Below are 24,884 nucleotides of genomic sequence, written 5' to 3'. Positions count from 1 at the left end.
CGTGCCCGTCCGTCCGGACGGGCCGGCACGGCCGGCTCAGGCCAGGGCGTCCGCCAGCAGGCGCAGCGTCCGCTCACGTGCGGGCGACGCGTCGGCGGGCGTGCCGCGCGTCGCACCCGCGACGGGCGCGACCATGACCTCGTCGGCCCCGATGCGCCCCGCGAGCTCGCGCAGCTCCGCGGCCGCGGACGCCGGGTCACCGACGACCCACGACGCCGTGAGCGCCGCGACGCCCTCGTCGGCCGCGGCCGGCAGGGGAGCGGCCTCGGCGTCCTCGACGAGCTCCTGCGCCTCGAGCGGCAGACCGCTGCGCAGCCGCCACATGGTGCGCACCTGCGGCAGCACCAGGCGCCGCGCCTCGTCCGCGGTCGGGGCGACCGCGACGTTCGCGACCGCGATCGTGCGCGGCTCGGGCAGCGCGTCGGACGGCTGGAACGTGCTGCGGTACAGCGCGACCGCCTCGGCGGTGCCGCGCCCCGCGAAGTGGTGCGCGAACACGTACGGCAGCCCGAGCCGCCCCGCGAGCTGGGCCGAGTACGTCGACGAGCCGAGCAGCCACAGCTGCGGTGCCGACGTCGCGCGCGGCGTCGCGCGCAGCGGGTACGACGTCGACCCCACGCGCACGTCCACGCCCTCGGGGCGCACGAGCGCCGCGAGGGCCGCGACGTCGTCGTCGAACGTGTCGACGCCGTCGCCGCTCGCGCCGCGGCGCAGCAGGTGGCTCGTCACCGGGTCCGAGCCCGGCGCACGGCCGATCCCGACGTCGACGCGGCCCGGGAACGCGGCCTCCAGCAGCGCGACCTGCTCCGCGACCACGAGCGGCGAGTGGTTCGGCAGCATGACGCCGCCCGACCCGACCCGCACGCGCGACGTCGCGGCGGCGATCAGCGACATCAGCAGCGGCGCGTTGGTCGCGGCGACCGCCGGCATGTTGTGGTGCTCGGCCACCCAGTAGCGGCGCGCGCCGAGCTCGTCGGCCACCCGCGCGAGCGCGAGCGTCGCGGCCACGGCGTCCGCCGTGGTCTGGTCGGAGCGGACGGGGACGAGGTCGAGCACGGAGATCGCTGTCACGTCAGGGGCAACCCGCGCACCCCCGGGACCATTCCGGACGGGCGGTGTGCGCAGCCGCACAGCCGGGCCACAGCCCGCGCCCGCGCGGCTCCCGGTCGGGCGTCCTAGTGTCGGCGTCGTGGACGTCGCCCCGACCGTGCAGCGCCTCCCGGCCCCCGGCGGCCGGGTCGGCCCGCTGTGGGTCGTCACCAGGGGCGAGGGACGCCCGCTGGTGCTGCTGCACGGCAACGGCGAGGACCACCACGTGTTCGACCGCATGGTCGAGCCGCTCGGCGCGGGGCGCCTGCTCGTGGGCCTCGACTCGCGCTCGCACGGCCGCAGCCCGCGCGGCGCCGGTCCGCTGCGCATCGCGGCCATGGCCGACGACGTCGCGGCGGTCCTCGACCGGCTCGGCCTCGCGCACGCCGACGTGCTGGGGTTCTCCGACGGCGGCAACGTCGCGCTCGAGCTGGCCGTGCGTCACCCCGACCGGGTGGACCGCCTCGTCGTCGTCGGCGCGAACCTCTTCCCCGAGGGGCTCACGATGCGCGCGCTCGTCGAGGTCCAGCTCGCGCACGCCGTGGTCGCGTCGGTCGCCCGGCTCGTGCCGCCCCTGCGCGGTCCCGCCGAGCGGCTCGCGCTCATGGTGGACGACCCGAGCATCGACCCGGCCGACCTCGCGCTCGTCACCGCGCCCACGCTCGTCGTGGTGGGCGAGCGGGACGTCGTGCGCCCCGAGCACACGCGCCTGATCGTCGACGCGCTGCCGGACGCCCGGCTCGCGGTCGTCCCGCGCGCGGGGCACCTGCTGCCCGTGTGCGCGCCCGACCGGCTGGCCGCCCTGGTCGTCGACTTCCTCGCGCAGGCGCCCGCGCGCTGACCGCGGGGGCGCCCGCGCGGCGCCGTCAGGCCGGCACGAGCCCGCCGCCCACCCAGGCGCGGATCGCCGCCGCGTCGCCGTTCGTCAGCTCCATGCGCGCACCGCGGCACAGGCCGATGACGTTGTCCGCCCACGCCGCCGCGACCTGCTCGGCCGACGGACCGTCGGCCAGCGACAGCCCCGTGTAGAGCACGCCCGAGATCACGAAGTTCACGGTCGAGCGCCCGACCTTGGTGCCCGACTGCTGGCACGCCTCGTGCACGCGGCGCGACGTCGCGACGCGCTCGAACGTGTGCGCCCGCACGTCCGCCGCGAGCGTCTCGAGCAGCACGCGGTACTGCGCCTGGCTCAGGCCCGGCGTGTCGGTGACCGAGATGACCTGGCGCTGCAGGTCGCTCGGGTCGGTGTCGGCGACGGCCCCCGGCAGGTCGGCCTCGCCGAAGCGCTCCGGGTCCCACACGTGGCCCGGCGGGCGCGTCGACACGTCGAGATCGGGCAGCACGCGCGTGAGCCACGCCGTGAAGCCGCCCGCCCCGGCCCACTGCGACGTGCCCAGCCCCGGGTACGCGTCGAGCGCGACCTGCGCGGCCGCACCCAGCGGCAGCGGTGCGTCCGCCTTGCGGACCGCACGCCGGACCGCGCGCCGCGCCCGGGCCTCGCCCTCGTCGACGACCCGCTCGGCGGCGCGGGCCTTCGAGGTCGTGCGGGCGGGCGCCGCCTCCGCGCGGTCGTTCGTGCCGGAGGCGTTCGTCTCCGTGGCGGCCGCCGGCTCGGTCGCGGCCGAGGATCCCGCCGGGGCGCCCGCGGGGCGCGACGCCGAGCGCGAGCCCGCCGCCTTCGACGTGGCCGGCGCCGCGGCGGGTGCGACCGCCTCGGTCGCGGCCTCGGGCGCCACGACAGGCTCGGCGTCGAGCGGCGACGCGGTCTGCGTCACGAGGTCGGCCAGCGCGTCGGCGCCGATCACGGTGTCCGCGACCGCGCGGTACGCCGACGCCGCGGGCGAGGCCGTGATGATCGTCACGCGCCGGTCGTCGGCGCGGCAGCGCTGCGCGAGCGGCGTGAAGTCGGCGTCGGCGGACACGATGACGAACTCGTCGTACCGCGTGGGCGCCGCGAGCGCGTCGACCGCGTCGAGCACGAGGTTGATGTCGGCGCTCGACTTGCCCTGCTGCGTGAGCGACGGGCAGTCGACGACGCGGAAGCCCGCGCGCGTGAAGTTCGGGCGGAACCGCGAGTACACCGACGGGTTGAGGTAGCAGGCCCGGACCAGGAAGCGGCGCGTCAGGTCGCCGTCGACGTCCGACCCCTGGCCGAGCTCGGACAGCCAGTGGCCCGGGTCCGTCGCGAACGCCTCGGCCGCGCGCGGGTCGAGGCGCTGCAGGCCGATGTACACGTTGTCGAAGTCGAGGAACAGCGCCGAGCGCAGCCGGCGGGCGGGCTCGTGGGTGGTGGTCACGTCACCCATCCTGCCGTGCCGCGGGGATCACGCCCGCCCCGAGGTGCGCCGCGCGCCGCGGGTAGCCTCGGACGAATGAGGTCGCCCTGGTTCCTGCGCGCGACGGCGCGCGGCGCCATGGGGGCCGCCGTCCGGTCCGTCGACTGGGCGGCGACGCCGCTGGGCCCGCCCGCCGCGTGGCCGCTGCCGCTGCGCGCCGCGGTCGAGCTGTGCCTCGGCACCGAGTTCCCCGTGCTCGTCACGTGGGGCCCCGAGCTCACGATGATCTACAACGACGGCTACCGCGAGATGCTCGGCACCGACAAGCACCCGGGCGCGCTCGGCTCGCCCCTGGCCGCCGTGTGGGCCGAGGTCTGGGACGCGATCGAGCCCTCGGTGCGCGAGGTCGAGGCCGGGCGGCCCACGTGGGTCGTCGACCAGCGCCTCGTCATGCACCGCTCGGGGTTCGACGAAGAGACGTTCTTCACGTACTCCTACAGCCCGCTGCTCGACGTCGACGGGCAGGTGCGCGGGCTGCTCGACATCGCGACCGAGAGCACCGCGCAGGTCGTCGAGCGGCGCCGCGTGGGGCAGCTGTCGCTGCTGCAGTCGCGCCTCCAGGCGGCCGGGCCCGACGTCGGGGCCGTGGTCGCGGCGGCCGCCGCGACGCTCGCCGACGGGCCGGACCTCACGCTCGTCGGCGCCGCGCTGGGCCCGCGCGGCGGGCTGCGGTGGGTGCACGGGCCGGCCGACGACGTCGACGCCGCGCTCGTCGAGCGCGCCGCGCGGACCGCCACCGTGCAGCAGGCCGGCCGCCTGCTCGTCGTGCCGCTCCCGCTCGTCGCGATCGACGACCGCGAGGGCCTGCTCGCCCTGCGCGCGGGCGCGCTGCGCCCCGTCGACGACCAGCTGCGCACGTTCGCGCGGCTCGTCGCCGACGCCGTCGCGGGGGCCCTCACCGGCGCGCTGCGGCACGAGCGCGAGGTCGGCATGCTGGAACGCGTGTCCGACGTCCTGCAGAGAGCGATGCTCGAACCACCCGTCGACCGCCCGGGCGTCGCGACCCGCTACGTGCCGGCCACGCGCGGCCTCGCGGTCGGCGGCGACTGGTACGACGTCGCGGACCTGCCGGGCGGGCGCGCCGGGATCGTCGTGGGCGACCTCGTGGGGCACGGCCTGGAGTCCGCGTCGCGCATGGGTCAGCTCCGCAGCGCCGCGCGCGCCCTGCTGCTGCGGACCGACGCACCGGCGCCGGCGGTCGACGGCCTCGACGCGTTCGCGCGCACGCTGCCCGGCGCCGAGTACGCGACCGTGCACTGCGGCGTCCTCGACCCGGCGGCGGGCACCTACACGTACACCAGCGCGGGCCACCCGCCGGCCGCGGTGCTGCGCACCGACGGCACCGTCACGTGGCTGACCGGTGCGCGCGGCACGCCGCTGACGGTCGCTCGGGAGCCGCGCCCGCACGACGTGGTCGCGGTCGCCGCCGGCGACGTCGTCGTGCTGTGCACCGACGGCCTGCTCGAGCGCCGGGGGTCCGACCTGCGCTCGCGGCTCGCCGCGCTCGAGCGCCTGCTCGTCGGCCTGGTCGGCGCCGACCCCGACGAGATCGCCGACGGCGTCCTGGCCGGGATGACCCCCGAGGGCTCGCTCGACGACACGGCCGTCGTCGTGCACCGGGTCGAGGGATGAACGTGCCCGCCGTCCTCGTCGTGCCCGCGTCCGCCGCCGTGCCGGACGCGCCCGCGCCCGACGCCCCGGTGGTCGACCCCGGGCAGGGCGTCGTCGGTCCCGAACCCGGTGCGACGGACGCGCCGGCCCCGAGCCCGACCCCGACCGACGGCGCCACGCCCGCACCGACCCCGACCCCGGGTGCGACGCCCGCACCGACGCCGACCGACGCGACGCCGGGGCCGATGCCCGAGCCGACCCCCTCCGACGAGGCCACGACCACGCCCGAACCGACCTCGACGCCCGGGCCGTCGCCGACCGTCGCGACGCCCGACCCCACGCCGACGACCACGTCGACCGTGCATGTGCCCGTGTGGCCCTCGCAGCCGGCCGTCGCCGAGTCGACCGTGCCGTGGGCGGTGGTGCTCGGCGCGCTGCTCGTGCTCGTCGGCGCCGCCGTGGGGCTGTGGTGGTGGTGGCGCCGCGTCGGGGCGCCGGCCGCCGCCGCGCGCGCGGGCGCCGCCCCGGTGGACGGTGCGCCGACCGCCGCCACGTCGCCGGCGGTCGCGACGCCCGCCGGCGACGCCGCGACGACCCTCGTGCTGCCACCCGTGACCGACGCGCCGACCGCGGACGGCGCCGTGCCCGCCGTGCCGGACGCAGCCGTGACCGACGCCGCCGCGACGGCCGACCCGCTCACCGCGCGCGGCGACGAGGCCGTGCGGTTCCTCGTGCGGCTCGGCGAGGCGATGGTCGACGCCGGCGCGCCGATCGTCCAGGTCAACACGACGCTGCAGCGCGTCGCTGCCGTCAACGGGCTGCCCGAGGCGTCGGTCGTCACGTTCCCGACCGCGGTGATGGTCTCGGTGCCCGGGCACGGCACGGTGCAGACGGCGGTGTCGAGCGCGGGCAGTCGCGTGCTGCGCCTCGACCAGGTGGGCGACGTCCTCGACCTCGCGCACGCCGCCGAGCGCGGTGACGTCACCCCTCGGGCGGGCCTCGACGCGCTCGCGGCGGTGGTGCTGTCGCAGCCGACGTCGACCGTGCCGCGCCGCGCCGCCGGCTACGTCGCGATGGCCGCGGGCCTCGCGCTCGTGCTCGGCGGCGGCGGCCTCGACGTGCTCGTCGCGGCCGTGCTCGGCGGCGGGGTCGCGCTGCTGACGACCGCGACCCGGCGCGTGCCCGCCCTCTACCAGGGTCTGCTCGTGGGCCTGTGCGCGTTCGCGGTCGCCCTGCCGGTGCTGCTGCTGGTGCGCACCGGCTGGTCGGTGGGCCTCCTCGCGCCGCTCGTCGCGCCGCTCGTGACGTTCCTGCCCGGTGCGCTGCTGACCACCGGTGTCATCGACCTCGCGACCCGGCAGATGATCGCGGGGTCCGCGCGGCTCGCCGCCGGTGTCATGCAGCTCGTGCTGCTCGCGCTCGGCATCACGGTCGCCGCGGGGCTCGTCGGCGTCCCCGCGGCCGAGGTCGGGTCGGCCAGCAGCCAGCCGCTCGGGTGGGCGGCGCCGTGGGTGGGCGTGCTCGTCTACGCGGTCGGCGTGGTGCTGCACAACGACGCGCACCGCGGCACGCTGCCGTGGATCACGCTCGTGCTGCTCGTCGCGTACGCCGGTCAGGTGCTCGGCGGCGTGCTGTTCGGCGCCGTCGTCTCGTCGTTCGTCGGCGCGCTCGCGATGACGCCCGTCGCGATGCTCGCGGCCACGCGCCGCGAGGGCCCGCCGTTCCTCGTGACGTTCCTGCCCGGGTTCTGGGTGCTCGTGCCCGGTGCGCTCGGCCTGGTCGGCGTGACGTCCGTGCTCGGGCACTCGACCGACCAGGCGGTCACGACGATCGTCACCACCGGGGTGTCGATGGTCGCGATCAGCCTCGGCGTGCTCGCGGGCCTCGCGCTCGGCGCGGGCCTGCAGCGCCGGCTCGCGCCCGACGCGCCCCGCATCGTCTGACCCGCGTCACTCGTCGCGGCGCACGACCGCCGCGGCGCGCGCCGCGAGCAGCCCGCCGACGCCCGTCCGACCCGCGCGCAGCCGCGTGAACGCGTCCGCGTCCGGGCCGCCGGGCACGCGCCGCGGCAGCGAGTCGACCGCGACCAGCCACTGCGGCCACCCCAGCAGGCGGCACACCGCCATGAGCCGCTCCGACTCGGCGTCGGACTCGCCGCGCTCGTCCGACAGCAGCGTCGTGAGCTCGTCACCCGCGTCCGGGCGCCCGGCGAGCGCCGCGAGCGTGCGCGCCCCGTGCGCGCCCTGCGGGCCGAACGCGTCCTCGTCGTCGGGGAACGCGAGGTGCGCGTCCGACAGGTACGTCACGACCTCGGCGCCGTCGTCGTGCGCCCACACCTGCAGCAGCAGGTCGCGTGCCACGACCACCGTGACGACGACGGCGTGCAGGTCGCCCGACACGAGCTCGCCGACGTCGGGCAGGTAGCGCCGCCGCGCCGCGACGTGACCGCGCGGGCGGTCGGCGACCGCGACGACCCAGCCGTCCTGCGCCGGCCCGACCCACCCGGAGAAGCGCTCGCGCACCAGCACGCGCAGCACGTCGTCACGCGTGGCCCGCACCAGCAGCAGGCCGTAGGTCAGGCCGTCGGGGCGGTAGGTCTCGTCGTCGTGCTCGCTCACACCGGTGAGTGTGGCACCGTCCGGCGCCGGTGCGCGCCGGTCAGGACGTGACGTCGGCCGTCGTGAACCGCGCCCACGCGAGCGCGCCGAACACCACGACCCAGCCCGCCTGCACCGCCAGGCCCTGCGCGAGGACGTCCGCCGACGGCACGACGCGCAGCATCTCGGCGAAGTCGAACCAGTGGTGCGTGAGCAGCGCGGGGTGGATCGCGGCGAGCTGCGGCAGCTGGTCGAGCACGCTCGACACCACCGCGACCACGACGGTCGCGGCCATCGCCCCGATCGGCACCTCGGTGAGCGTCGAGAAGAACAGCCCCACCGCGACCAGCCCCGTCATCGACAGGCCGACGTACGCGACGACGCCCGCGACGCGCAGCACGCCGTCCGCGAGCGGGACGGTGGATCCCGACAGCAGCGTGAGGTCACCCACCCCGAACAGCGCCGCGCCGACCACGAGCCCCACCACGGCGATCGCGAGGACCGCGGCCGCGGCGAACACGAGCGCGCCGAGCGCCTTGACCGCGAGCAGCCGGCCGCGCCCGACCGGGACCACGAGCAGGTACCGCAGCGTGCCGGCCGACGCCTCGCCCGCGATCGCGTCGCCCGACGCGATGCCGATGGTCAGCGGCAGCAGGAACGGCGTGCACAGGAACAGCGACGCGACGACGAGGAACAGCCCGTTGCCCGTCACGCGGGACACGAAGGGCGGTCCCTGCCCGGCGAGCGCGGTGTCCTGCGCGAGGTACAGCACGACCCCGAGCAGCAGCGGCACGAGCGCGAGGCCCACGAGCAGCACGAGGTTGCGGCGGCGGCCCAGCACGAGCGCGAGCTCGGCGCGCACGAGGCGCGCGAGCGCGCCGCGGTGGCGCACGGGTACGTCGGCGCCCGGCGCGGGCACGGCGGCGGCCCCCGCGGGCGTGGCAGGTGCCGTGGTGTCAGCGGGCGACATCGAAGCCCTCCCCGGTGAGCTCGACGAACACGTCCTCGAGCGAGGGTCGACGTACGTCGAGACCCACGACCGGGACGTCGGCGCGCACGAGCGCGGCCGTGACGTCCTGCGGTGCCGGACCCGTGTCGTCGCGCACCGCCGCCCACACGGTCACGGTCCCGTCGGCGACCGCGCGGTCGGCGGTGACGTCGTCCAGCGCGAGCCGGCGCAGCTCGGCCACGGCGGCGTCCGCGCTGGCGGCCGGCGTGCGGACCGCGATCCGCGCGGCGCGCCGCGCGGTCAGCTCGGTGCGCGGGCCCTGCAGCAGCAGGTGCCCGCGGCCCATGATCCCGACGTGCGTGCACACCTGCTCGATCTCGGCCAGCAGGTGCGACGACACGAGCACGGTCGTGCCGGCGTCCGCGAGCTCGCGCACCAGGTGCCGCACCTCGCGCGTGCCCTGCGGGTCCAGCCCGTTGGTCGGCTCGTCGAGCACCAGCAGGTCGCGCGGCCGCAGCAGCGCCGCGGCCAGGCCGAGGCGCTGCTTCATGCCGAGCGAGTACTGCCGGTACCGCTTGTCCGCCGCCGCGGTCAGGCCGACGCGCTCGAGCGCGGCCTCGGCCCGTGTGCGCGCCGTCCTCGGGTCGGTCGACGCGTCGACCGCGTCGAGCCGCGCGAGGTTCGCGCGGCCCGACAGGTACGGCTGGAACGCGGGCCCCTCGACCAGCGCCCCCACGCGCGGCAGCACGTGCGCGGCACGCTGCGGCACCGGCTCGCCCAGCAGCTCGACCCGCCCCGACGTGGGCGCGACCAGCCCGAGCAGCATGCGGATCGTCGTCGTTTTGCCCGAGCCGTTGGGCCCGAGGAACCCGTACACGGCGCCGCGCGGCACGGCCAGGTCGATGCCGTCGACCGCGACCTGGCCCGTGCGGAACCGCTTGGTCAGCGCGTGCGTGCGGATGGCGTCGGCGGTCACGGCACCAGCGTGCGGCACGGCCGGCGCCGCGGCGCGCAGCGTGGCCGTCACGCGCCGGCGACCGCGCGCAGCGTGTCCACCGGCACGGCGCCGGCGAGCACGCGGCCGTCGTCGAGCACCAGCACCGACAGCAGCGACGACTGCAGCGCACGCCCGCCCTCGACGGGTGTCGTCAGCTGGTCGTACAGCGTCGCGGTGTCGAGGTCGACCGGCGGGCCGTCGCCCTCGCCCATGAACTGGTCGAAGAGCTGGTTCGCACCCTCGCCGCCGCCGAACGACTTCTCGACGTCGGGCAGCGACGCGACCGCCGACGGGTCGCCCGCGAGCAGGGCCGCGACGTCGACGTCGCTCACCTCGACGACCGCGTCCCAGCCGGTGCCCGTGACGGTCACGCCGTCGGGCAGCGGCGCGTCCGCCGGGTCGTCGGGCAGCGTCGACGGCACGTCGCCGTGCGCCGCGAGCGTCGCGTCATCGGGCAGCGGCACCGTGACCTCGCGGACCTGCGCGCCCGGCGGCGTCGTGAACGTCAGCACCGAGTCCGCCGGCGCGGCGAACGTCACGTCCGTGAACCCGACCTCGAGCGCCGGGGTCTGCGCGTCGTCGCTGCTCCACACCTGCACGCGCAGCGGCGTCCACGTCCGGGCGTCGACCGCGACCACGATCCGGCCGACCAGCGTCGTCGTCGAGGTCGGCGTCACGACCACCTGGTAGGCGTCCCGGCCGGCCACCTTCGTGGCGGCGTCGACGCTCACCGTCGCGTCCTGCTGCGCCCGCTCGAGCGCCTGACGTCCCAGCTCGGCGGGCGTCGGCAGGTCCGCCGGCGGGGTCGGCGGGTCGTCGCGCAGCGCCTGCGCACGGGCCGCGTCCTGCGGCGAGAGCGCGTAGTGCACGACCTCGTCGTCCGACGACGAGTACGTCCACGCCTGCGTGCCGTCGGTGACCGCCGAGTACTCCGACGCGGTGCCCAGCAGCGACACGCGCGAGCGCGCCTCGCCGTCGGTCCACACGCGCAGCGTCGTCGACCCGCCCAGCAGGCTCACAGGGTCCGCGCCGCCCACCTGCACGAGCGACAGGTCCGGCAGGCCGAGACGCGCGGTGTGCACGACCGTGCCCGACAGCGCCTGCGGCTCGGCCTCCAGCACGCGCGTCACGAGCTCGTCGGGCTGCACGGTCGGCAGACCGGCAGTGTCGGCGGACGCCAGCAGCGGGGGAGCGGCGAACGCCGCGCCCACGGCGACGACGGCGACGGCGGGCACCGCCCACGCGGCGCGGACGCGGGACCGGGGGGTGACGGGGGTCGTGTCCATGGGACCCACCGTGCGCCCCGGTGCCTGAGCGGAACCTGAGCGGCGTGCCACCCGCGCCCGGACGCGGGTGGGATGCTGCCGGGGTGCGCGTGCTCGTGGTCGACGACGAGGTCGGGCTGGTGCGCGCCCTGCGCCGCGGCCTGACCGCCGAGGGGTTCGCGGTCGACGCCGCGCACGACGGCGAGACGGGCCTGCGGATGGTCGTCGACGGCGAGTACGACGTGCTCGTCGTCGACGTCATGCTGCCGCGGCGCAACGGCTACGACGTCGTCACCGCGCTGCGCGCGCAGGACGTGTGGACGCCCGTGCTCATGCTGTCCGCGAAGGACGGCGAGCACGACGTGGCCGACGGGCTCGACGTCGGCGCCGACGACTACCTCACCAAGCCGTTCTCGTTCGTCGTGCTCGTCGCGCGGCTGCGCGCGCTCGTGCGCCGGCCCGTCGCCCCGCGTCCCGCGGTGCTGCGCGTCGGCGCGCTCGAGCTCGACCCCGCGACGCGCGCCGTCACGCGCGACGGCGCACCGGTCGAGCTCACGGTCCGCGAGACCGCCCTGCTGGAGTACCTGCTGCGGCACGCCGACCGCGTCGTCGGCAAGCTCGAGCTGCTCGACCACGTGTTCGACACGCGGGGCGACGACCCGAACGTCGTCGAGGTGTACGTCGGGTACCTGCGCCGCAAGCTCGGGCGCGACGCCGTCACGACCGTGCGCGGCGCCGGGTACCGCGTCGGCGGGGCCGCGTGAGCCGGGCGCGGGACGCGTGGTGGCGCCGCACGTCGTTGCGCGCGCGCCTCACGCTCGTCGCGACCGCGTCGGTCGCCGTCGTGCTCGTCGTCGGCGCGTTCGCGCTCTCGGGCGTCGTGGGCGTCGCCCGCACCGCCGCCGTCGACACCGCCGTGCGCGAGCGGTCCGCGACGCTCGCCGCCCTCGTCGCCGACGACCGCGTGCCCGACGCGCTGCCCGTCACGCAGCCGGGGGAGGTCGCGCAGCTCCTCGACGCCTCCGGCGCCGTGCTCGCGACCTCGACCACCGCGAGCCGCACCCTGCCGGTCGTCGACGCGGCCACGCTGACGGCGTGGCGCGAGCGCGCGGGCGGCCGCGTGCTCGTCGTCGGCACCGAGGCCAGCGCGTACGACCGGGTCGCGCGCGCGGCCGTGCGCGCCGTCACCTACCGCGGCGAGCCGGCGACGCTCGTCACGACCGTCCCGCTCGCCGACGTCGAGGGCGTGGTGCGCGCGCTGCGCGTCGCGCTGCTGCTGGTCGTGCCCGTGCTCACCGTCGGGTTCGCGCTCGTGCTGCGCGCACTGCTGGGGCGCGTGCTCGCGCCCGTCGAGGACCTGCGGGCCGCGGCCGACCGGGTCGCGCTCGCGGGCGGGCCGGGGTCGCTGCCCGTGCCCGCCGCCGACGACGAGCTCGGCGCGCTGGCCCGCACCCTCAACGCGATGCTCGACCGGCTCGAGACCGCCGCGGCACGCCAGCGCACGTTCGTCGCCGACGCCGCGCACGAGCTGCGCTCACCCGTCGCGGCCGCGCGGGCCGCCGTCGAGGTCGCGGCCGCCCACCCCGAGGCGTACCCGGTCGCCGACCTGGTCGCCGACCTCGCGCCCCAGGTCGCGCGCATGCAGGCCCTGGTCGACGACCTGCTGGTGCTCGCGCGCGTCGGCGCGACACCGGCCGCGCGCGGGCCCGTCGACCTCGCCGAGGTCGCGGCCGAGGCCGCCGCGTCCGTCGTGCCGACCGCCGACGCGCGCGGCGTCGAGGTCACCGTGACCGGTGCCGCGACCGCCCTGGGGGCCGCCGGGCCCACGGCGCGCGCCGTGCGCAACCTCGTCGACAACGCCGCGCGGCACGCGCGCTCCGCCGTCGCCGTGCGGGTCGAGCGGCGCACGGGCGACGCCGGTGTCGACGACGCCGTCCGGGTCGTCGTCGACGACGACGGCCCGGGCGTGCCGCCGGGCGACCGTGAGCGCGTGTTCGAGCGGTTCGTGCGCCTCGACGCGGCGCGCGAGCGCGACGCCGGCGGCACGGGCCTCGGTCTCGCCATCGCCCGCGAGGTCGCGCGCGAGCAGGGCGGCGACGTCACGCTCGACGAGTCGCCGACCGGCGGCCTGCGCGCCGTGCTCACGCTGCCCGCCGGCTGACGCCGTGCGACGATCCTGCTGGTCCGCGCGCCGCGCGGGCGCAGCAGGACCACCGGGGAGGGTGCACGTGCCGCAGACGGTCCGGGCCTCGCAGGCGCCGAACGGGCTCAACGTGCGCATCGACCGCGTGCGGATCGGCGGCCTCGCGCTGCGCACGTGGACGACGTGGATCCAGGAGACCGACGACGTGCCCGTCGCCGACCGGCGCGACATCGTGCTCGTGCACGGCCTGGGCGTCAGCTCGGAGTACTTCGAGCGGCTCGCGGTGCACCTCGGCCGCGTCGGGGCCGTGCACCTGCTGGACCTGCCCGGGTTCGCCGGCGTCCCGCGGCCCGACCGCCACCTCGAGATCGACGACTTCGCGCGGCTCATCGCGCGGTGGGTCGAGCACGTCGGCCTCGAGCGGCCCACGTTCCTCGGGCACTCGATGGGCTCGCAGATCGTCACCGAGGTCCTCGCGAGCCACCCGGGGATCGCGTCGCACGCCGTGCTGATCGGTCCGCCGGTCAACGCGCAGGAGCGCTCCGTCCCGCGGCAGGCGCTGCGGCTGCTGCAGAGCTCGGTGCACGAGTCGCCGCGCACGCGCGGCATCGCCCTGCGCGGGTACGTCGAGTGCGGGCCGCACTGGTTCGCGCAGGTGCTGCCGCGCATGCTGCGCTACCCGATCGAGGACCGGCTCCCGGCGGTCGACGTGCCCGTGCTCGTCGTGCGCGGCGAGCACGACCACGTGGCGCCGCGCGCGTGGGCGCAGCTGCTCGCCGACGCCGCGCCCGACGGCCGCTGGGTCGAGATCGCCGGGGCGTCGCACGCCGTGATCTACGAGCACAGCCGCCAGGTCGGCGACCTCGTGCTGGAGCACGTGCGGCGATGAGCACGACGCCGGGCGGGCCGAGGGCCCTGGGGCGACGCGTGGCGACCGCGCGGCACCGCGCGCGTCAGGGGGTCGCGTGGGCCCGGGACTACGCGTGGATCGTCGGCGCGCAGCTGCGGGCGCTGTGGCCGGTGCGGGCCGACGCGTGGGCCGCGGGGGACCGGGCGCCCGTGCTGCTGCTGCCGGGCATCTACGAGCGCTGGCCGGTCATGGCGGACCTCGCGCGTGCGCTGCTCGCGGCGGGTCACCCGGTGCACGTCGTGCCCGGCCTCGGGCTCAACGGCCGCCCGCTCGCGGCGTCGGCGCGCGTCGTCGCGGCGCGCGTCGAGGAGCTCGGTCTGCGCGGCGTCGTGCTGGTCGCGCACTCCAAGGGCGGGCTGATCGGCAAGCTCGTGATGGGCGACCCGGACGCCGGGCGGCGCGTCGCGGGGCTCGTCGCCGTGAACACGCCGTTCGCCGGGTCGGTCTACGCGCGGTGGTTCCCGGTGCGGTCGGTGCGTGCGCTGTCGCCGCGCGACCCGCACGTGCGGGCGATCGCGCGCGAGGTCGCCACGCACGCCCGGACCTGGTCGCTGTACGCCCGGTTCGACCCGCACGTGCCGGCGGGCGGCGAGCTGCCCGGCGCCGTCAACGTGCGGCTGCCGCTCGACGGCCACTTCCGCCCGCTGGGCGACCCCCGCCTGCACGCGGCCGTGCTCGACGCCGTCGCCCACCTGGCCGGGACCGCACCCGGGCCGGACGCCGCCCCCGACGCCCGGCCCGCGGCGGGGTGATCGGTCCGTCGGCTCAGTGGTGGGCCGGTGCGGCGGTGCCCGCAGGGGCCGGGCGCACGGCGAACGCCGCGGCGATCGCGGGGAGGGTCAGCAGCGCACCGCCGAGGAACGCCGCGTGCACGCCGCCGGCGGTCGCGGCGGCGGTGGACGCGCCGCCCGCCGCCAGCCCCGCGGCCGTGGCCGAGAGCACCGTGACGAACAGCGCGGTACCGGCCGCACCGGCGACCTGCTGGACGGTGCCGATCACGGCGCTGCCGTGCGAGTACCGCTCGGGCACGACCGACCCCAGCGCCGACGTGAACAGCGGCGTGAAGACCAGCGCGAGGCCCGCCGACATGGTCAGGTGCGCCACGACGACCATCCACGGCGCGCTGCCCTCGCCGAGCAGCAGCGCCATGCCCCACGTGGCCGTGCTCACCAGGATCGTGCCGGGCACGAGCAGCGGGCGCGGGCCGACCTTGTCGTAGGCGCGGCCCACGAGCGGCGCGAGCAGACCCATGAGCAGACCGCCCGGCAGCAGCATGAGGCCCGTGCGCAGCGTGTCGAGCCCCAGCACGTCCTGTGCGTAGATCGGCAGCATGATGATGACGCCGAACAGCGCCATCATCATGACGGCCATCATCGCGACGCCCACCGCGAAGGTCCGCGAGCGGAAAGTGCGCAGGTCGAGCAGCGCCGCGTCGGTGCGCTGCAACCAGACCTGCCGCGCGACGAACAGCGTGAGGCCGGCCGCGCCCGCGAGCAGCGTGGCGGCCGTCACGACGCGCGACCCGCCGTGCGCGGCCTCCCCGACGCTCGACAGCCCGAACACGAGCCCGCCGAACGCGACCGCGGACAGCAGCACCGACAGCACGTCGACGCGCGCCTGGCGCGGCTCGGTGACGTTCGGCAGGCGCAGCGCGCCCAGCACGAGCGCGACCGCGGCGATGGGCAGCACGAGCCCGAACATCCACCGCCACGACAGCACCGACAGGATCAGACCCGAGATCGTCGGCCCGAGCGCGGGGGCGACCGAGATGACGATCGAGATGTTGCCCATCGTGCGGCCGCGCGACGCCGGCGGCGTCACGGTCATCACGGTGGTCATGAGCAGCGGCAGCATGACCGCGGTGCCCATGGCCTGCACGACGCGGCCCGCGAGCAGCACCGGGAACCCGGGCGCGAGCGCGCAGATCAGCGTGCCGAGACCGAACAGGCTCATGGCCGTGAGGAACGCGCCACGGGTCGTGGTGCGCTGCAGGAAGAAGCCGGTCACGGGGATGACGACGGCCATGGTCAGCAGGAACGCGGTCGTGAGCCACTGCGCGGTGCTCGCGGTGACGTCGAGGTCGTGCATGAGGCGCGGCAGCGCGACGCCCATGATCGTCTCGTTGAGGATCACGACGAACGTCGAGACCAGGAGCAGCGCGATCGCGAGCCGGTCGCGCGCGGAGAGCGTGGTGGGGGCCTCGACGGCGTCGGAGGTCCGGGCGGACGGCTCGACGACGGTCGTCGGCTGGTCGGTGCGGTCGGTCACGGGGGTCGCCTGTCGCGTCGGGCCCCGGGGCGGGGCGTGCGGGTCCGAGGGGCCGTCGGGGCCGGGTGGGGGTCGCGGGCGTCGTCACCGCGCGCCGCCAGTCTGTGACGCCAACCCGTGCCGGGTCGACGTCATTCCCTGCAGACCGGTGCCGCGCGGCGAACTCGTCGGGCGGCACGGCGGCGTCACGACGCGGACGAGCCGCGCGGCAGGGCGACGCGCGCACCGATGCCGGACGCGCCGACGGGTCCGGTGCGCGTCGGCGCCGGACCCGTCGTGCAGCGCGGGGTGCGCTCAGGCGTCGGCGAGGACGCCGTCGAGCAGCCCCAGGACGATCGTCGCGGACCGCTCCGCCGCGTCGTCGACGTGCGCCGAGAAGTCGACGCCCGCGATCGGGCCGCACAGGTCGGAGATGCCGCGCACCGACACGAACGGCACGCCCGCGAGGTGCGCGGTGTGCGCGAGCGCGGCCGACTCCATGTCGCACGCGAGCGCACCCGGGAACGCCTCGCGCATGCCGACGACGCGCTCGGCGTCGACGAACACGTCGCTCGACACGATCGTGCCGGTCCGGACCGTGAGCCCGCCCGCGTCGACGCCCGCGACCGCGGCGAGCAGCGCCGGGTCGGCGTCGTACCGCGCGGGCATGCGCGGCACCTGCCCGAGCTCGTACCCGAACACGCGCGCGTCGGCCGCGCCGTACACGGTGTCGGCGCCGACGACGACGTCGCCGACGCGCACGTCGAGGCCCATGCCGCCGGCCGAGCCCGCGCTCAGCACCGCGCGGGCCCCCGATCCGTGCAGCGCGAGCGCGGCAGCGGTCGCGGCGTTGACGAGCCCGATGCCGCAGGTCACGAGCAGCACGCGCGGGCCGCCGAGGTCGAGCACGCGGCGCGCGGCACCCGCGACGTCGACCTCGTCGCCGACGGCGGTCGCCCGGTCGAGGAACGGCGACGCCTCGACGCCCATGGCCGTGACGACGACCGCGTCGACCCGCACGCCGGGTGCGGCGGACAGGTCGGTGCTCACGCGGTGACCGTGGCCCACGCGTCGCGCTGCGCGAGGAACGCGCGCGCGGCGTCCTGCGCACCGGTCAGCGTGTGGTTCGCGCCCCAGCCGCACTGCACCTCGTTGGCCGCGGGGACCTCGGTCGCGTCGAGCACGTCCGTGAGCGTCGCGGCGACCAGCTCGGCGACCTCCTCGGTGCTCCAGCGACCCTCGAGCATGAGGTAGAAGCCCGTCTGGCAGCCCATGGGGGAGAAGTCGAGCACGCGGTCGGAGTGGTTCCGCGAGTGCTCGGCGAACAGGTGCTCGAGCGAGTGCACGGCCGGCATCTCGAGGTGCGCGACGTTGGGCTGCGTGAAGCGCACGTCGAACTTGGAGATGACGTCCCCGTGCGGCAGCTGCTTGAGGTCCGCGAGCCGGAGGTACGGCGCGGCGACGGTCCGGTGGTCGAGGTTGAACGACTCGACGTTCATGCGAGGTGTGTCCACGGCACCAGTCTGCGCCATCGGGGGCCGGTCGCGCCGGGGCGTCCGGGGCGACCGGGCCGGGGTCAGCGGGAGCGCAGCTCGACCAGCACGCGCGGCAGCTCGTCGAGCAGCTCGCGGGCCAGGTAGCCGAGGGGTCCGACGGCGGCCGCGAGGCGGTCGCCCGCGAGCCCGTGCGCCTCGACGCCGAAGCACGCGGCCTGCGCCGGGTCGGCGCCGCGCGCGAGCAGCCCGGCGACGGCGCCCGCGAGCACGTCGCCGCTGCCGGACGTGCCGAGGCCCGAGTGCCCGGTCGACGAGCGCCAGCGCCGGCCCCCGGGCTCGGCGACGACGCCCGCGCACACCACGACCGTGCCGTAGGCGTCGGCCAGCCGGGCCGCGACGGGCTCGTCGCCGTCGTCGTGCCCCTCGTCGGGCGCCGCGTCGGACGACCCGAGCAGGTAGGCGGCCTCGGTGGAGTTCGGCGTCAGCACGGCCCGCCTGCGCACGGCCTCGCGCACGTCCGACGCGTCGCGCAGCACGCCGAGCGCGAACGCGTCGAGCACGAGCGGCGTCGTCGCGGGGGCGTGGGCGAGCACGGCGCGCAGCAGCGCGAGCGTCCCGGCCGGCGCGTCCAGCCCGGGGCCGACCACGACGACGTCGGCGCGCGCGAGCTCGGCGTCCAGGACGCCGTCGCCGGGCCCGGCGACGGCGCCGTCGGGGCGCTCGGGCAGTCCGAGCACGCCGGCCTCGGGCACCGCGACCGCGAGCGGCCCTGCGACCGACTCCGCGACGGCCAGGGACAGCCGCCCCGCGCCGACCCGCAGGGCCGCGAGCCCCGCGAGCAGGACGGCGCCCGGCGTGCCGCGCGCACCGCCGAGCACGAGCACGCCGCCGCGCGCGTCCTTGCCACCGGTCGGCTCCGGCAGCGGGTGCTCCCGCAGCAGCGTGGGGCTCAGGACGGCGGTGTCACCCATGCGTGTCCTCCGTGCCCTCGTGCTCGGTGATCGGCGCGTCGAGCTCGGCCAGGTGCGCGACGTCGTCGAACGCCGCGAGCCGCCACGCGCCGTCGACCCGGTCGAGACGCGTGACGGACGCGTTGTGCACGCTGCTGCCGCGCACGATCGTCATGAGCTCGTCCTCGGTGAGCTCCTCGAGCACGTAGCGCAGCAGCATCACGACCGCGTCGTGCACGACGACGAGCACGCGCCGGCCGGCGTCCCGCTCCTGCAGGTCGCGCAGCGCCGCGCGCAGCCGCAGCGCGACGTCGGCCCACGACTCGCCGCCGGGCGGGCGGTGGTACATCTTGCCGAGGTGCCGGCGGCGCTCGGCCTCGGCCGGGTGGTGCTCGAGCACGCCGCGCCACGTGAGGCGGTCGAGCACGCCCAGCTCGCGGTCGCGCAGCCGCTCGTCGAGACGCACCGGCAGGTCGAGGCCGGCGGTCTCGAGCGCGATCCGCGCGGTCTGCTGCGTGCGCACGTACGGCGAGCACCACACGACCTCGGGCACCTCGCCGGCCGGGAGGTCCGCGAGCCACGCGCCGAGCGCCTTCGCCTGCTCACGGCCGCGCTCCGACAGCGGCGTGTCGGCGTCCCGCGTCGCGACGTCGACGACGAGGGCCTGCGTGCGCTCGGCGTGCGTGGCCGCGACGTTGCCGACGCTCTCGCCGTGACGCACGAGCACGAGGCTCGCGGGGGCGGGCGTCACCGGCGGTCGCGCTCCTCGAGCGCCGGCAGGATCGTCGTCGGGATCGCGAACGCGAGGCCGAAGGCCAGGATGCCCGCGGTCGCCACGAGCGCGCCGGTGGTGCCGTCGCTGCTGCTGAAGCCGATGGTGAGCAGCGCGAACGCGCCGACGAACAGCACGAGGCACAGCACGCCGCTCAGGGCGCGCGTGGGCGCCTCGGGGGCCGGGTCGGTGCTGCGGGCGCCGGTGTCGTTGCTCATCGGGGTCCTCCTCGAGTGGTGCGACGGTGAGCGGCCAGTATCCCGGCGCGGCGCGGCGGGGGCACGCCCGCGCAGCCCCTCGGCGTGCCGCGCGCCCCGCGACCCGCCCGCCGGCGCGGCCCGTCAGCGCATCGGCAGGGCGCGCCGCCCCCGCGGCCCGTACGCGGGCATGGCGCCGCGGTACGCGACCTCCAGCAGCACGAGCACGCGCTGACGGTGCCCGGCCCACGGCGCGAGCAGGTGCAGCATGCCGGCGTCGTCCGCGCGTCGCCCCGTCAGCGCCCACCCGACGAGGTGCGGGAGGTGGGCGTCCCCGACCTGCACGGCGTCGGGGTCGCCCAGCGCGCGCGACGTGACCTCCGCCGCGGTCCACGGGCCGATGCCGGGCACGGTCTGCAGGCGCCGCGCGAGCTCGGCGGGCGCGAGGTCGGGCGTCAGCCGGTGCGCCACGGCGGCGGCGCGCCGGACCGCGTCGGCGCGGTGCGCGTCGACGCCCGCCTGCCGCCACTCCCACACCGGCAGGGCTCCCCACGCCGCGGGCGGCGGCGCGACGCGCAGGCCCGCCGGCGCGGGCCCGGGAGCAGGGTCGCCGTGCCGCGCGACGAGACGGCGCCACGACGCCTTGGCGTCGGTTCCGACGACGCGCTGCTCGAGGACCGACGTCACGACCGTGGACCACACGTCGCCGCCGCGCGCGAGCCGCAGCGACGCGTGCGTGCGGTGGGCGCGCGCGACCGCGGGGTGCAGGTGCGCCGCGAACCCGGTCGGGTCGTCGAGCAGGCCGAGCAGACCGGGCACGTCGGCGAGCACGTCGGCCGCGCCGGGCCCCCACGCGTCGGCGCGCACGCCCCCCGGGACGCCGGTGAGGCGCAGCGTCGCGGGCCCGGACGCCCGGCGCGTCGCGTGCCAGACGGCGCCGTCGACGGTGGCCCACGTGGGGTCGCCCGCGCCGCGGCGCAGGCGGCCGACCGTGCGTCGCGGGTCGACGTGCCCCGGGCACGCGACGACCGTACCGACGTCGCCGGTCGCGTGCGGGGCGCGCGGCGGCGCGGTCACGGGGTGGGCGGCGGTCACACCTCCAGGATGCACCCGGGCGCCGACGCGCCCGTTCGGCGTGCCGCGCCCGGTGACGCGCGGCACACTCGGCGCGTGACGACGGGACCGGGCGTGCGCGACGGCGGGCTCGCCGTGCGCCGCGAGGGCGCGGTGCTGCGCGTCGTGCTCGACGGCGCGGTGGACCTGGCGGTGCGCGAGCGGGACACGCCGCCGCTGTGGGCGGCGCTCGCGGAGCCCGACGTCACGGGCGTCGAGGTCGACGCGGGCGCCGTGACGTTCCTCGACTCCAGCGGCCTGTCGGTGCTCGTGCGCCTCGCGCGGGACGCCGACGAGCGCGGCGTCCCGCTGCGGCTGACGGCGGTGAGCCCGCGCGTCGCGGACCTGCTCGACGCGACCGGTGTGCGCGACTGGATCGCGGGCCTCGGGGCGGGTCCCGGCCCGACGGGCGACGCGGCGCGCTGACGCGTCAGCGGCCCCGCAGCCGCTCGATCGCCCGGCGGTCGCGCTTGGTGGGCCGGCCCGCGCCGCGGTCGCGCTGCGCCGCGACCGCGACCTGGGTGCGCGGCACGGGTGCGGGGGAGCGGTCGAGGTAGGAGGCCTGCGCGATCTCCGCGGACACGCGCTTGACCAGCAGCCGGTGCACGACGACGAGCCGTTCGCGGCCCGCGCCGCGGATCTGCACCTCGTCGCCCGGGACGACCTGCGTCGCGGGCTTGGCGCGCTCGCCGTTGACGCGCACGTGGCCCGCGCGGCACGCGGCCCCGGCGGCCGAGCGCGTCGGGAACAGCCGCACCGCCCACGCCCAGGCGTCGACGCGGACCCGGCCCTGCGGCTCGGCCACGGTGCACCTCCCGTCCGGCTCCCGACGCCGTGCGCGTCGTCGGGGCCAGCCTGCCACGCGGCGGCGTGCGGGTCGTCGGCGAGCGAGCGCGAGGCCGCGTGTCTGCCCGACGGCGACGCGGTCGACGGTGAAACGCTTCGACGGTCCCGCGCGCGGCGGGTCCGCGCGACGCTCGGCCCCGTGGGCGTGCGCCGCCCGCCCGCGCCGCGCGCGGACCCGCGTCGAAGGAGCCGTGAGCATGGCCACCAGCCCTCCGTCCCGCCCCGTCCGTCGTCGGCGGCTCCGCGCGCTCGCGACCGTCGTCGGTCTCGCGCTGCTCGTGCCGGCCGGTGCCGCGACCGCGCCGGGTGCGCTCGCGGCTCCCGGGGCGGCCTCGGTCGCCCCGTCCGTCGCGGCCGACGCCGAGCCCGTCCGCGTCATGGCGCTCGGCGACTCCATCACGGGCTCGCCCGGCTGCTGGCGCGCGCTGCTCCACCGCGACCTGACCGCCGCCGGGCACCGCGTGGACATGGTCGGCACCCTGCCGCCGCAGGGCTGCGGGATCGCGCACGACGGCGACAACGAGGGGCACGGCGGGGCGCTCGTGACGAACGTCGCCGCGTCCGGCGAGGCGGCCGCGTGGTTCGCGGCCACGCGCCCGCAGGTCGTGCTCATGCACTTCGCGACCAACGACGTGTGGAGCGCACGGACGCCGCAGCAGGTCCTCGACGCGTGGACGACGCTCGTGCGGCAGATGCGCGCGGTCGACCCGCACGTCGTGGTCGTGGCCGCGCAGATCATCCCCGTCGCGCCGCCGTCGTGCGCGCAGTGCCCGGCCCGCACCGAGGCGCTCAACGCCGAGGTCCCCGCGTGGGCCGCCGCGACGTCGACGCCGGGCTCGCCCGTGCTGGTCGCCGACCACTGGACCGGCTGGGACCCCGCGCGCGACACGTCGGACGGCGTGCACCCGAACGACGCCGGCACGGTGCGCATGGCCGCGACCTGGCTGCCCGTGGTCGAGCGGGCGCTCGCGCTCGTCGAGGGCACGGCGCCGACGCCCGGCCCGTCGCCCACCGTCACCCCGACGCCGACGCCGACGCCCACCGCGACCCCGACCCCGACGCCGACCTCGACGTCGACGCCCACGTCGACACCCACGCCCACCCCGCCCGCGGGCGCGGCCTGCACGGCCGTCCTCACGGTCACGAGCCGGTGGCCGGGCGGCTTCGTCGCGACCGTGCGCGTGACGAGCAGCGGCACGTCGGCCACGTCCGGCTGGCAGGTCGCGGTGCCGCTGCCGGCGAACCAGGTCGCGCACGCCTGGAGCGCCACCGTGTCGGGCTCGTCGTCGGTCACGTTCGACGCGGTCGCGTGGAACGGCGCGCTCGCACCCGGCGCGGCGGCCGAGCTCGGCTTCCAGGGCACCGGCGAGCCGCCTGTCGGCGCGGTCACCTGCACGGCACGCTGACGCGGGCCTGACGGGTCGCCGCCGTCGACCGTCGTGTCGCAGGTGCCGCGCCCTCGGCCAGGACCCGTCCGCGGCCCGCGCACGCGTCCCGGACGCACGACGGCCCGCGGTCCGCACGACCACCCCGCTCGGGGAGCCGTGCCGACCGCGGGCCGCGGTGCGTGCGCCGTCGCCGTGCCGCGACGGCCGCGCGGGTCAGTCCCGCAGCTCGAGGTACCTCGCGATGAGCGACCGGGTCGACGGGTCCTGCGCGTCGAGCGCGGCCGCGTCGCCCTGCACCGCGGGGGCGATCTCGAGGGCGAGCTTCTTGCCCAGCTCGACGCCCCACTGGTCGAACGAGTCGATGCCCCACACGACGCCCTGCGCGAACGTGATGTGCTCGTACAGCGCGATGAGCTGCCCCACGACCGACGGCGTGAGCGCCGGTGCGAGGATCGACGTGGTGGGGCGGTTCCCCGAGAACACGCGCGCGGGCACGATCTCCTCGGCGGTGCCCTCGGCGCGCACCTCGTCGGCGGTCTTGCCGAACGCGAGCGCCTTGGTCTGCGCGAAGAAGTTCGCGAGGAACAGCGCGTGCACGTCGGTCTCGCCGTCGCGCAGCGGGTACGCGGGGTTGGCGACCGCGATGAAGTCGGCCGGGATGAGGCGCGTGCCCTGGTGGATGAGCTGGTAGAACGCGTGCTGGCCGTTGGTGCCGGGCTCGCCCCAGAAGACCTCGCCGGTCTGCGTCGTGACGGGCGTGCCGTCCCAGCGCACGGACTTGCCGTTGGACTCCATGGTGAGCTGCTGCAGGTACGCCGGGAAGCGGTGCAGCTGCTGCGCGTACGGGAGCACGGCGTGCGTGTGCGCGCCGAGGAAGTTGACGTACCAGACGTTGAGCAGGCCCATGAGGAACGGCACGTTGCGCTCGAACGGGGTCGTGCGGGCGTGCTCGTCGACCGCGTGGAAGCCCGCGAGCAGCTCGCGGAACGCGTCGGGGCCGATCGCGATCGCGAGGGACGTGCCGATCGCGGAGTCGACCGAGTAGCGCCCGCCGACCCAGTCCCAGAACCCGAACGCGTTGGCCGGGTCGATGCCGAACTCGGCGACCTTGTCGAGCGCCGTCGAGACCGCGACGAAGTGCTGCGCGACCGCGCCGCGCCGCGCCTCGTCGGTGTCCTCGATGCGGCCCTCGCCGACGAGCCGCTCCCACAGCCAGGCGCGCGCCAGGCGCGCGTTGGTCAGCGTCTCGAGCGTCGTGAACGTCTTGGACGCGACGATGAACAGCGTGGTCGTCGGGTCGAGGTCGGCCGTCTTCTGCGCGAGGTCCGTCGGGTCGATGTTCGAGACGAACCGCACCTCGAGGTCGTCGGCGACGTACGGCGCGAGCGCCTCGTAGACCATGACGGGCCCGAGGTCGGAGCCGCCGATGCCGATGTTGACGACCGTGCGCACGCGCTCGCCCGTGACGCCGGTCCACGCGCCCGAGCGGACCTTCTCGGCGAACGCGGACACCTCGGCCAGCACGCGCTGCACGTCCTCGTCGACCTGCTGCCCGTCGACGACCAGGGGAGGCTGCGCGCCCGCGGGGCGGCGCAGCGCGGTGTGCAGCACCGCGCGGTCCTCGGTGACGTTGATGCGCTCGCCCGCGAGCATCGCGGCGAACCGGTCGGTGAGCTGCACCTCGTCCGCGAGACGCGCCAGCAGCGCGATCGTCTCGTCGGTCACGAGGTTCTTCGACAGGTCGACCGTGAGGTCCGCGAGCGGCAGCGTGAGGCGCTGCGCGCGCTCGGGGTCCTGCGCGAACCACGTGCGCAGGTCGGGGCGCAGCGTGCTCTCGTGCTCCGAGAGCGCCTGCCAGGCGCTCGTGGTCGTCGGGTCGATGGGCGGCGTGGGCACGGGGTTCTCCAGGGTTCGACGAGCGGGGTGCGACTCGCGCACCCGCCCACCGTAGGGCCGGTGGGTGCGTTCTCGCACGGGA

The 24,884-nt window shown here is 77.2% G+C and carries 24 protein-coding genes; 9 read left to right on the top strand and 15 right to left on the bottom strand.

Features of this window, described 5'->3' with window-relative positions:
* Positions 1-36: 36 nt before the first annotated feature.
* Complete coding sequence (locus E4A51_RS05275; protein WP_070318402.1) at positions 37-1,071, bottom strand: LLM class flavin-dependent oxidoreductase; 1,035 nt, start codon at positions 1,069-1,071, stop codon at positions 37-39.
* A gap of 118 nt (positions 1,072-1,189) precedes the next feature.
* On the opposite strand from E4A51_RS05275, the gene E4A51_RS05270 reads away from it, so the two are divergent.
* Positions 1,190-1,930 (top strand): alpha/beta fold hydrolase, encoded by a 741-nt coding sequence (locus E4A51_RS05270; protein ID WP_052748159.1) that lies wholly within the window; start codon positions 1,190-1,192, stop codon positions 1,928-1,930.
* Between the two features lie 25 nt (positions 1,931-1,955).
* Here the strand turns inward: E4A51_RS05270 and E4A51_RS05265 are convergent, their stop codons facing one another.
* Positions 1,956-3,386, bottom strand: a complete 1,431-nt coding sequence (locus E4A51_RS05265) for an NYN domain-containing protein (RefSeq protein WP_167748827.1) — start codon at positions 3,384-3,386, stop codon at positions 1,956-1,958.
* 75 nt (positions 3,387-3,461) lie between these two features.
* Here E4A51_RS05265 and E4A51_RS05260 point away from each other — a divergent pair, with 75 nt between their 5' ends.
* Complete coding sequence (locus tag E4A51_RS05260; RefSeq protein WP_134851056.1) at positions 3,462-5,057, top strand: PP2C family protein-serine/threonine phosphatase; 1,596 nt, start codon at positions 3,462-3,464, stop codon at positions 5,055-5,057.
* Positions 5,054-6,979: a threonine/serine exporter family protein gene (locus tag E4A51_RS05255; protein ID WP_134851055.1), complete on the top strand. Its 1,926-nt coding sequence runs from the start codon at positions 5,054-5,056 to the stop codon at positions 6,977-6,979. Before E4A51_RS05260 ends, E4A51_RS05255 begins: the two co-directional genes overlap by 4 nt.
* Before the next feature lie 6 nt (positions 6,980-6,985).
* On the opposite strand, the gene E4A51_RS05250 is transcribed toward E4A51_RS05255, so the two are convergent.
* The 4 genes from E4A51_RS05250 to E4A51_RS05235 are packed head-to-tail and all read right to left on the bottom strand — an operon-like array spanning position 6,986 to position 10,865.
* Entirely contained in the window at positions 6,986-7,654 is a 669-nt protein-coding gene (locus E4A51_RS05250; protein ID WP_046527971.1) for a hypothetical protein, read from the bottom strand.
* 40 nt (positions 7,655-7,694) lie between these two features.
* Positions 7,695-8,603 (bottom strand): ABC transporter permease, encoded by a 909-nt coding sequence (locus tag E4A51_RS05245; protein WP_082739557.1) that lies wholly within the window; start codon positions 8,601-8,603, stop codon positions 7,695-7,697.
* The gene (locus tag E4A51_RS05240; RefSeq protein ID WP_206119948.1) at positions 8,590-9,558 is read right to left on the bottom strand and encodes an ABC transporter ATP-binding protein; all 969 of its coding nucleotides are present in this window, start codon (positions 9,556-9,558) and stop codon (positions 8,590-8,592) included. Before E4A51_RS05240 ends, E4A51_RS05245 begins: the two co-directional genes overlap by 14 nt.
* 47 nt (positions 9,559-9,605) lie before the next feature.
* Complete coding sequence (locus E4A51_RS05235) at positions 9,606-10,865, bottom strand: hypothetical protein (protein ID WP_070318407.1); 1,260 nt, start codon at positions 10,863-10,865, stop codon at positions 9,606-9,608.
* Between the two features lie 83 nt (positions 10,866-10,948).
* Here E4A51_RS05235 and E4A51_RS05230 point away from each other — a divergent pair, with 83 nt between their 5' ends.
* From E4A51_RS05230 to E4A51_RS05215, 4 genes are all read left to right on the top strand, one after another.
* A complete protein-coding gene (locus E4A51_RS05230; RefSeq protein WP_134851054.1) occupies positions 10,949-11,608 on the top strand; it encodes a response regulator transcription factor in 660 nt (219 codons plus the stop codon).
* Entirely contained in the window at positions 11,605-13,005 is a 1,401-nt protein-coding gene (locus tag E4A51_RS05225) for an ATP-binding protein (protein WP_070318409.1), read from the top strand. Before E4A51_RS05230 ends, E4A51_RS05225 begins: the two co-directional genes overlap by 4 nt.
* 67 nt (positions 13,006-13,072) lie before the next feature.
* Entirely contained in the window at positions 13,073-13,876 is an 804-nt protein-coding gene (locus E4A51_RS05220) for an alpha/beta fold hydrolase (protein ID WP_143320409.1), read from the top strand.
* The gene (locus tag E4A51_RS05215) at positions 13,873-14,649 is read left to right on the top strand and encodes a triacylglycerol lipase (RefSeq protein WP_134851053.1); all 777 of its coding nucleotides are present in this window, start codon (positions 13,873-13,875) and stop codon (positions 14,647-14,649) included. The genes E4A51_RS05220 and E4A51_RS05215 overlap by 4 nt, the downstream gene beginning before the upstream one ends.
* A 13-nt stretch (positions 14,650-14,662) precedes the next feature.
* Here E4A51_RS05215 and E4A51_RS05210 read toward each other — a convergent pair whose 3' ends face one another.
* From E4A51_RS05210 to E4A51_RS05180, 7 genes are all read right to left on the bottom strand, one after another.
* On the bottom strand, positions 14,663-16,165 hold the full coding sequence (locus E4A51_RS05210) for a DHA2 family efflux MFS transporter permease subunit (RefSeq protein WP_070318410.1): 1,503 nt from the start codon (positions 16,163-16,165) through the stop codon (positions 14,663-14,665).
* 294 nt (positions 16,166-16,459) lie between these two features.
* The gene (gene mtnN, locus E4A51_RS05205) at positions 16,460-17,194 is read right to left on the bottom strand and encodes a 5'-methylthioadenosine/S-adenosylhomocysteine nucleosidase (protein ID WP_134851052.1); all 735 of its coding nucleotides are present in this window, start codon (positions 17,192-17,194) and stop codon (positions 16,460-16,462) included.
* A complete protein-coding gene (locus E4A51_RS05200; RefSeq protein ID WP_046527977.1) occupies positions 17,191-17,643 on the bottom strand; it encodes an S-ribosylhomocysteine lyase in 453 nt (150 codons plus the stop codon). Before E4A51_RS05200 ends, mtnN begins: the two co-directional genes overlap by 4 nt.
* A 77-nt stretch (positions 17,644-17,720) precedes the next feature.
* Positions 17,721-18,611, bottom strand: coding sequence for an NAD(P)H-hydrate dehydratase (locus tag E4A51_RS05195; RefSeq protein WP_134851051.1), 891 nt, complete (start codon positions 18,609-18,611; stop codon positions 17,721-17,723).
* Complete coding sequence (locus E4A51_RS05190; protein WP_046527979.1) at positions 18,604-19,341, bottom strand: histidine phosphatase family protein; 738 nt, start codon at positions 19,339-19,341, stop codon at positions 18,604-18,606. The genes E4A51_RS05195 and E4A51_RS05190 overlap by 8 nt, the downstream gene beginning before the upstream one ends.
* Complete coding sequence (locus tag E4A51_RS05185) at positions 19,338-19,580, bottom strand: hypothetical protein (protein ID WP_070318412.1); 243 nt, start codon at positions 19,578-19,580, stop codon at positions 19,338-19,340. The genes E4A51_RS05190 and E4A51_RS05185 overlap by 4 nt, the downstream gene beginning before the upstream one ends.
* Positions 19,581-19,703: 123 nt before the next feature.
* Entirely contained in the window at positions 19,704-20,654 is a 951-nt protein-coding gene (locus E4A51_RS05180) for a DNA-3-methyladenine glycosylase 2 family protein (protein WP_240696387.1), read from the bottom strand.
* Positions 20,655-20,729: 75 nt separating this feature from the next.
* Between E4A51_RS05180 and E4A51_RS05175 the strand changes: the two genes are divergently transcribed.
* Positions 20,730-21,098, top strand: coding sequence for an STAS domain-containing protein (locus E4A51_RS05175; RefSeq protein WP_206119947.1), 369 nt, complete (start codon positions 20,730-20,732; stop codon positions 21,096-21,098).
* Positions 21,099-21,102: 4 nt separating this feature from the next.
* On the opposite strand, the gene E4A51_RS05170 is transcribed toward E4A51_RS05175, so the two are convergent.
* Positions 21,103-21,477: an RNA-binding S4 domain-containing protein gene (locus E4A51_RS05170; RefSeq protein ID WP_046527981.1), complete on the bottom strand. Its 375-nt coding sequence runs from the start codon at positions 21,475-21,477 to the stop codon at positions 21,103-21,105.
* A gap of 238 nt (positions 21,478-21,715) precedes the next feature.
* On the opposite strand from E4A51_RS05170, the gene E4A51_RS05165 reads away from it, so the two are divergent.
* Positions 21,716-22,924, top strand: a complete 1,209-nt coding sequence (locus E4A51_RS05165; RefSeq protein ID WP_082739561.1) for a cellulose binding domain-containing protein — start codon at positions 21,716-21,718, stop codon at positions 22,922-22,924.
* Between the two features lie 195 nt (positions 22,925-23,119).
* On the opposite strand, the gene pgi is transcribed toward E4A51_RS05165, so the two are convergent.
* The gene (pgi, locus tag E4A51_RS05160) at positions 23,120-24,802 is read right to left on the bottom strand and encodes a glucose-6-phosphate isomerase (RefSeq protein WP_046527983.1); all 1,683 of its coding nucleotides are present in this window, start codon (positions 24,800-24,802) and stop codon (positions 23,120-23,122) included.
* Positions 24,803-24,884 lie beyond the last annotated feature (82 nt).

The organism is Cellulomonas sp. HD19AZ1 (assembly GCF_004535805.1).
GTDB lineage: Bacteria > Actinomycetota > Actinomycetes > Actinomycetales > Cellulomonadaceae > Cellulomonas > Cellulomonas iranensis.
This window is presented reverse-complemented; position numbering and strand designations above follow the sequence as displayed.